The following is a 6,193-nucleotide window of genomic DNA, read 5'->3' as shown; positions in this document are numbered from 1 at the left end:
CCTGATTGAATCCCGAAAACCTTAATTCAGGAGTGATATTTTGTCCATTAGGAAATAATTTTTGTAATAAACCTTTTTTTAATTTCTCATAAGAATCTAGCTTTCGCTGAAGAAGGGTAATTGTCTGATTAACCTCGGCAAAAATAAGTCCTATTTTTTCTTGTTCTCCTATATTCGGAAAGCATATTTTACGAGAATCCATATTTTCTTTGGTAATATGAATCATTGTTGAGCCATTTGTATTATTTAATATTTTATTTTTATCATAATTCATCCACGAATAAAGATAATGCTTATCTAAATTTTCATAAATAATATTTACTTTCCAAATATGATAGTGATATATTACTTTCTCTTCATTCCAAAATTCAGGTCCAAAGGTGGTTGCCCATAAATATACCAAGTCTCCTTTTTCAATATATTTGTCTTTTGATAGTTCTAAATTTGAATAATACCATTGATTATTTGTATTAAAATTTCCAACTCTCAACACCCTATATTTACCTTTATCCAAAAGTTCATGTTGCTTAAATGCTTTACCATTTATAAATTGAACAACTTCCCCCAACTCACGCTGTTCCCAAGCGTCAGTAAATCCTTTAAATCTAATATCAGGTACATTACTCATATTTGAACACCTCTAATGCCGCTTCTAACCACGCTTGATCTTCCTCATTCGACGCCGTTAGTTGCTGAATAGACTCATATATGCTCTTTTCTAAGACCTTTCTCTCTTCTCTTATCTCTTTAATTTCCTTAGCCAAAGCCACCATATCTACAGGTTCTTCCTCTTCAAACGTATCAACATATCTCGGAATATTTAAGTTATAATCATTCTCTTTTATCTCATCAAACGACGCTAAATAAGCAAACTTCTCAATATTCTCTTTCTTCTGATACGCCTCAACAATCTTCGTCACACTTTCTTTCGGCAAGAAATTCTGTGCCTTCTTCTTCTCAAACTCCTGACTCGCATCTATGAAATACACATCACGTGTCGTCCTATTTTTCTTCAGAATAATGACAGTAGTCGGAATACCAGTACCAAAGAATAAATTAGCTGGTAATCCAATAATCGCCTCAATGGAACCGTCTTCTAATAATTTCTTTCTAATTTCTCCTTCAGCTGCACCTCTAAACAATACGCCATGCGGCAGAACAATAGCCATTGTTCCAGTTTCTTTTAAGTGATAAAAACCGTGTAATAGAAATGCAAAATCCGCTTTTGTCTTGGGTGCTAATCTTCCATATCTATTAAATCTAGAATCATCTAAAAAAGATTTATCCGCTGACCACTTAGCTGAATATGGAGGATTCATTACAACACTATCAAATGTATATGGTTCATCTGTTGGCCAATCTCTATCTAAAGTATCGCCATTACGTAATCTCATATCTTCCGCATCAACATTATGTAATATTAAATTCATTTTTGCTAAATTGTATGTCGTTGTATTTAACTCTTGACCATGGTACTTAATTAATGAATCTTCGTTTAAATAGTTTTTAACATTCAACATTAATGATCCTGATCCCATCGTTGGATCAAATACTGAGAATATCTGTTTTTCTTTTTGTCCAATTGTCACAATCTGTGCCATCATATCAGAAACCATATGTGGTGTATAGAATTCCCCAGCTTTCTTACCCGCTTCTGATGCAAATTGACTTATTAAATATTCATACGCATCACCAATGACATCACCTTCATGACCTAACAAATCAATATCATTTAATTTCTTAATGACTTCTGTAATTGTAATATTACGTTGTTGCGGGTTAGAACCTAACTTATTTGAATTTAAATCTACATCATCAAACAAACCATTAAATTGCTGATAATTACTTGAAAGTTGTACAAAAGCTTTCTTCAAATCTTCTATTTGAAATACATTTCGTTTCGCTTTCTCTGCCAATGTATTGAATAAGTATTCAGGTGGTATTTCATATTTCAATTCATCTTTTAAAGAAGTTACTAGTATTTCTTTTGTATCTTCATCTTCCAACAATGATTTATAAAATTCAGTTTGTTTTTCTACAGTATTATATTCATCTAAACTTTCAAAATTCATTTTTATATTTTCTTCCAACAATTTATCTGATAGGTATTTATAAAATATCAAACCTAATAAGTAGTTTTTGTATTCTGAAGCATCCATCTTACTTCTTAAATTATCTGCTGCACTAAATAATGCTTGATTCAATTCTTTTCCCATAATTAACCTCACCATGTTCATTTTTTGAAATTGATATACAATTCAAATTTTAAAGTACTTTAAGCAACAATACTAGCAATGAATACAGATTAGTTGAATTTGTCAAGTTCAAGCTTGTTAACCAATATTTTTAAGATATCAATTATATTTAGTTACTATCAACTGATTGTTTTTATTTTTATCGTTTTTCAATAATTTTTATTGTTTTTCGATAAAATATATGTTAATATTTTATTGAAAATCGATAAAGGAGTGTTTCAATTGAAAAATTTATATAATAACAACTGGCTTTTGTATTTGCTAATTCCTTTAGGTATTGGAAATTTAGTAGTAGGCGTCTATAAATTGTTTTCACGAGAAGAAATATTATTATTTTCAACTAGTTCAGTAGATCTATTCATACATTCACTCGCCATTATTTCATTTATTATTCTCGTGTTTCAAACGATAAAAATAAAAAAACTATTTATTAAAAGTAATAATCATATTCAATCAATTTATGATAGTATTTTCTTAACTTCTAATATTAGTTTAATTTTCGGTGCATCTACTGTATTATCATACTTACTAAATACAAAAGTTGATAAATATCTTGATTTAAATTTCACTTGTATTTCGTTCATTTTAACGATATCTATAGTGTTGCTCTCAACGCTGTCTATCTTTGATGAATATGAGAAGTTAAAAGAAGAATCTGATTTAACAATTTAATAGGAGGCACTAATGATTATTATTAAATTAGATGAAATCCTTAAAGAAAAAAATGTGTCTTTAACAGAACTTTCGCAAGCCATAGATATTACAATAGCGAATTTATCAATACTAAAGACTGGCAAAGCAAAAGCTGTCCGTTTCAGCACTTTAGAAGCAATTTGTAAATATTTGAATTGCCAACCTGGTGACATTATTAAATATGTGGATTAGATGATGCTAATTAATCAAATACAAAGAGCAATCCAAGACCTCACTCTTGGATTGCTCTTTAATATTTTAGGTATCATTTACAACATAATTTCACTTCACACCACAATTCTACCTCTCAAATTCCAACACCATTTTAAACACGCCTTCACTCACTTCAATTCTTCCATCTCCGCTTTTTAACGCCATAAGCTAAGTTGAGGATTAGACTAAACCTTATTTTTCATCAGAATTTTTGTAAAAGAAAAACCACATTTCAATAAGGAATGTGGTCAACATATCAATCTATCTTGTCATTTTCATATAATTTTCAACTTCTTAATTCAATAAGGGATTCCAAAGCCATGAAATATTTTAAATCTTTCTTTGTATTACCTCCTCTATACCCCTATCATTCCAACAACCAATCTATCACATTCAATTTCATAATACCGTTATAATTAGCCGTCTTATTAAACTGATCCAGAGTCAACAAATACTTCGGATACTGGTCATCGATAGATTCTAAAGCACGCAGTTCTCTTTTCAAAGTGCCTTCATCCAGTGTTGTTAATGCCACTTGATAATATGAAATATTATTATCAGCATCAATCGCTACAAAATCCACTTCAAATTGATTATTCTCACCAACGTACACTTCATATCCTCTACGCTTCAGTTCAAGATATATAATATTCTCTAAAATATGACCATAATCTTCTAAATGATCTCTTAACACAAGCTGTCGTAACCCTGTATCAACCGTATAGTATTTAGATTGATTTTCAAGTAACGCTTTTCCTTTAATATTATATCGTTTCACTTCATACATTATTAAACTATCGAGTATGCCATTTACATAACGATCAATCGTTTGATGTGCAATTTTATATCCTTTAGAAATAAGCGTATTCTTTATCGTATTTATTGTAATTAAGCTACCAATTGAAGATAACAATACAGCAATGATACGTTCCAGTATGCTTACATCTTGTATATTCATTCGCTTTATAATGTCATTTAACACTACCGTTGAATACAAGCCCTGCAAATATTCAAACCGTTCCATTGCATTATCTATTCTTAACGCATATGGAAAGCTTGTCTTAATGTATAATTCGTATAACTCCGCTAATGATTGTTGCGTTCCATTTGCTCGATGCCATGTTACAAACTCTTTGAATGATAAAGGCAGCATATTCAGCTGAACATATCGTCCAGATAATAAAGTTGCCAGTTCACTACTTAAAAAATAAGCGTTAGATCCAGTAATATATAGGTCAACTTTATCATTTAGTATTAATGAATCTACTACCTTCTCAAAGTTATCAATCATCTGTATTTCATCTAAAAAGATATAAGTCTTTTTAGTCGGATGGAGTCGACTCGTTAAATATTGGAATAAATCCATAAATTCTAGTAAATGCTGATATGTTAAATCTTCAAAATTCATTGTAATAATTTGCGATGGTTCAACACCACTTGAAATCAATTCATCCTGAAATAACTTAAATAACGTGGATTTCCCCGACCTTCTCACGCCTGAGACTACCTTAATGACTGGTTTATCCTGATGTCTTTGTAAAAATTCAATATATTCTTTTCTAATTACTAATTCATTCAAAAGTTTCACCTCAACTTTAAACTTTTATATAAATTATACCAAAGTTTCACCTCAACTTTAAACTTTTATATTTTTCATCTAAAGTTTCACTTCAATCTTAAACTTTATATACCCTTATCAAAAAAAACGATGCCGGATACTGCGCGTATCCGGCATCGTTTTTCATATATATTTATTCCAATGTTTCACTTTCAACAGTAGCATTATCATTCATGTCTTGTGTCTCAGTCGTTTCTTCTATATATTCTTCAGTTGATTCATTTGGCTGGATGTCTTCATAATAATCTTCTGACGGTACTTCCGTCGTATCCTCCACAGTTTCTTCAACTGTATCCTCTTCAACCGCTTCTGTCGACTCCTCATAAGAAGGTTCTACTTCAGTATAATCACTACCGCTATCACTTCCACCTGTATTATCATCACTCATATCATCAGATGAAAAATCATAATCATTAAAGTCATATTCAGATGGATCCGTCTGTTCCACATCATAATAATCGTATATGTCATCTATTCCATTCATCGCTTCGTAAGCATCTAAATACGCTAGTAATCCTGCAAGTTTTAAGTAAGCTAAATAGGCTTCTAACTCTTCTTTAGATACTTTACTTTTTTCCTCTATATTTTTACTCACTTCATCAAACTTATCTTGATTTAAGTCTTTCGGTAAAGCTGACTTCTCTTTATCCTTATCTTCTTTTGACGATTCTACTTTTTTATCTTTGTAAAAGATATACTTTTTAGCATCTTCAATATCTTTTATACGCTTACCTTCATATATCTTTAAGAATGCTTCTAACTTCGGATTCTTCCATGTATGTCCTTCAAAATCAGTATAACTCACGACGATTGGTTTAAATGCATCTACCTCTAAATCTTTATCAATGGAGAAGCCGTTTTTATCTCCAAATTTTCCTTTCGGAGGTATGTTGACTGCATCACCTTTCGCACCTCTAAAGTAACTTTTCCCAAAGTCTATATTGCCTTTCAGCTTGATTGGTAATCCATTTTTATCCCATGCAACAAACCCAAACTGAATATCTTTAATATCTTTCGCTGTATTGTTTTTAATCAATGCTTGTAACATATCAGGATACAATGATTTGAACTCATCATGCTGAACGATATAATTCGCATCATATGCATAAACATCTTGTTTCTTTAATGCGTCTTCTAATTGACTTGCTTCCGATTGTTTAGATTTCTCTTTCGTTGTTTCCTTCGCTTTCACAACTTCATGTTGTTCATTGTTAAACAGGTGTTTCTCACCTTTAACATACGGCATTGCCAATATGCCAAATATCCCCAATAATATCAGGGTAATCACTGATGTCATTACTTTCTTGAAACTCATGCACACAACCCCTTGTCTACTTTTTCATACATATAATTATAATCTTACACAATCTAATTTGAAATATGGTAAAAAGGGTAATATTTCAAGATACACTAG

At 30.9% G+C, this 6,193-nt stretch carries 6 protein-coding genes; 2 read left to right on the top strand and 4 right to left on the bottom strand.

The genetic code is table 11. From position 1 onward, the window contains the following. Both OCL94_RS12520 and OCL94_RS12515 read right to left on the bottom strand, forming a co-directional pair. Nucleotides 1–628 (bottom strand): restriction endonuclease subunit S (locus OCL94_RS12520; RefSeq protein ID WP_262997260.1); only part of this gene is annotated, 628 nt, incomplete at its 3' end. Then, nucleotides 621–2,216: a type I restriction-modification system subunit M gene (locus tag OCL94_RS12515; protein ID WP_262997259.1), complete on the bottom strand. Its 1,596-nt coding sequence runs from the start codon at nt 2,214–2,216 to the stop codon at nt 621–623. The genes OCL94_RS12520 and OCL94_RS12515, both read right to left, overlap by 8 nt. Before the next feature lie 261 nt (nt 2,217–2,477). Between OCL94_RS12515 and OCL94_RS12510 the strand changes: the two genes are divergently transcribed. Continuing rightward, the gene (locus tag OCL94_RS12510; protein WP_262997258.1) at nt 2,478–2,927 is read left to right on the top strand and encodes a hypothetical protein; all 450 of its coding nucleotides are present in this window, start codon (nt 2,478–2,480) and stop codon (nt 2,925–2,927) included. 12 nt (nt 2,928–2,939) lie between these two features. Then, nucleotides 2,940–3,140 carry a helix-turn-helix domain-containing protein gene (locus OCL94_RS12505; protein WP_262997257.1) on the top strand — a complete coding sequence of 67 codons (201 nt, stop codon included), beginning with the start codon at nt 2,940–2,942 and terminating at the stop codon, nt 3,138–3,140. A gap of 388 nt (nt 3,141–3,528) precedes the next feature. Here the strand turns inward: OCL94_RS12505 and OCL94_RS12500 are convergent, their stop codons facing one another. Together OCL94_RS12500 and OCL94_RS12495 are read right to left on the bottom strand one after the other, a co-directional pair. Beyond that, nucleotides 3,529–4,740 carry an ATP-binding protein gene (locus OCL94_RS12500; protein WP_262997256.1) on the bottom strand — a complete coding sequence of 404 codons (1,212 nt, stop codon included), beginning with the start codon at nt 4,738–4,740 and terminating at the stop codon, nt 3,529–3,531. Between the two features lie 172 nt (nt 4,741–4,912). Further along, a complete protein-coding gene (locus tag OCL94_RS12495) occupies nt 4,913–6,094 on the bottom strand; it encodes a DUF5780 domain-containing protein (protein ID WP_262997255.1) in 1,182 nt (393 codons plus the stop codon). Between the last annotated feature and the right edge of the window lie 99 nt (nt 6,095–6,193).

The sequence above is a fragment of the Macrococcus capreoli genome, from assembly GCF_025628935.1.
GTDB classification, from domain to species: Bacteria; Bacillota; Bacilli; order Staphylococcales; family Staphylococcaceae; genus Macrococcoides; species Macrococcoides capreoli.
This window is presented reverse-complemented; position numbering and strand designations above follow the sequence as displayed.

What these genes read in the sequence shown, in the direction of transcription:
- OCL94_RS12515 (WP_262997259.1), bottom strand. Translation starts at nt 2,216, where the DNA reads ATGGGAAAAGAATTGAATCAAGCATTATTTAGTGCAGCAGATAATTTA.
- OCL94_RS12505 (WP_262997257.1), top strand. Translation starts at nt 2,940, where the DNA reads ATGATTATTATTAAATTAGATGAAATCCTTAAAGAAAAAAATGTGTCT.
- OCL94_RS12495 (WP_262997255.1), bottom strand. Translation starts at nt 6,094, where the DNA reads ATGAGTTTCAAGAAAGTAATGACATCAGTGATTACCCTGATATTATTG.